The sequence below is a fragment of the Marinimicrobium sp. ARAG 43.8 genome (assembly GCF_050113635.1).
Classification (GTDB): domain Bacteria; phylum Pseudomonadota; class Gammaproteobacteria; order Pseudomonadales; family Cellvibrionaceae; genus Marinimicrobium.
Window position 1 is genome coordinate 1 of sequence record NZ_JBNJLT010000024.1, and the last position, 1,541, is coordinate 1,541.

Annotated in this window: 3 protein-coding genes; 2 read left to right on the top strand and 1 reads right to left on the bottom strand. The window is 47.0% G+C overall.

Annotation, left to right across the window (positions count from 1 at the left end):
* Window positions 1–672: hypothetical protein (locus tag ACQCLF_RS15935; RefSeq protein ID WP_426989062.1), on the top strand; the 672-nt coding region annotated here is incomplete at its 5' end.
* Window positions 673–786: 114 nt separating this feature from the next.
* Entirely contained in the window at window positions 787–1,227 is a 441-nt protein-coding gene (locus ACQCLF_RS15940) for a hypothetical protein (RefSeq protein ID WP_426989064.1), read from the top strand.
* Between the two features lie 51 nt (window positions 1,228–1,278).
* On the opposite strand, the gene ACQCLF_RS15945 is transcribed toward ACQCLF_RS15940, so the two are convergent.
* A partial coding sequence (locus ACQCLF_RS15945; protein WP_426989066.1) for a hypothetical protein occupies window positions 1,279–1,541 on the bottom strand: 263 nt, incomplete at its 5' end.

The window sequence follows — 1,541 nt, forward strand, 5'->3', positions numbered from 1 at the left end:
ATCACCTCAACACTCCGGGGCGGCAAGTTCGGGCATGGGTTTGTCAGCGCGTATACGGGGGCTGTAACGGGCGGATTTGTTCAAGGATTAGATAATGCCGCTGCCGAGCTGATCGCCTCCAGCGTCCTCGCCGGGTCGATATCGGAGGCGACGGGTGGTAAGTTTGCCAATGGGGCGGCTTATGCGGCATTCTCCTGGGCGGTGGCGCAGGGGGCGGAGAATTTACGGCCAAAAAGTTCTTCCAGTCGCCCGGATGCCGGTCCAGAACGCTTTTCTGAGCACAAGAAAGCTGCAATACGTAAGGAGATAGAGTTAGCCGTTGATGCGGATACTGTAAACAAAAAAGGGTTCGAGTCCAGTGGAGACGGAGCTGTTTATTTGAGGAGTAAGCTGCAAGGAATTGCTGAAAAATATGATATTGAAATCGGAGCGTATCTGCCCCAAGTAGAGGGCCGATACATTATCGAAGATGTACAGACGTCTTTTCATAACAAGGTTGTTGGAACGATGGTGGCTCGGAAAAGGACGGACTGGTTTCATACTCATCAAAGATCTAATAGTGAAGATTTTTTTCCGGTGGGGATCTCATGTTTACACGCCGCAGCGGGAGCACTGGATATCTGTCGAACACTAATGGCTTGTATCGATTCAGGGGTTACGACTATGGCGTAGATAGAGTTAATGGAGTGATGAGAGATTCTAGGAATTACTTTGAAAAGTATGACTCATCAACTAATGACTGGGTAAGCTGGTAGCAATATCGATGCTGTTTTCTGAGGGCTAGGTATGAAGTTTATATTTATATTCTTTTCAATTTTATTTTTTGGGGGATGCATTGTTCACAGTGAAAATGATGAGATGGTTGTGTGTCCCAAGGTTAAAAAACAAACAGGAGACGAGTTATACTGCTCAATTCCTTACGTAGAAATGCAGGCTAATTACAATAATTTGGATGGTGTCCAAATCAGTGTTGACGGTGTACTCTCTTTGGTCGGAGAGCAGGCAGTTTTAGTGGCTCCTTATACGAAAGATTATGAAATTCCTCAGCACTATAACGTAGTTGCCCTTGAAACTGAAAAGGCCAACTATGAGCAGCTTAGAGATTTTCATGGAAAATACGTTACTGTTTTTGGGAAGTTTAATGCGCGTTATGGGGACGGCTATGATGGTATGAATATGATTGCTCACTCTATTAAAAATCCAGAAGTATTTGAAAGCTCTCCGTAGGTGAGAACGATGGCAATTTACTATGTTCAAAAAGTTGGTTGTTGTCCTGGATCAAGGAGTCAAGAGATCAGGAGCCAAAGGGGTCAGAGTCGTTGATTCCAACGCGCCGACCTCTTCAATGGCCTGTTCGGGGAGCTGCAGGACCAGGAATACGACTGGGACGATCTGGGCAACCTGCTGCACCGCTATGACTACCGTGGTGACGAGCCGATACAAGAGGACTTCGGCTACGACAACCTCAACCGCCTGAAGTGGTCCAAGGTCAGTGGCCGTGAGCAGGTCAACGTCGACTACGACGCCTTGGGCAACATCAA

Coding starts and splice junctions, on each gene's coding strand:
- ACQCLF_RS15940 (WP_426989064.1), top strand. CDS start 787: ATGAAGTTTATATTTATATTCTTTTCAATTTTATTTTTTGGGGGATGC.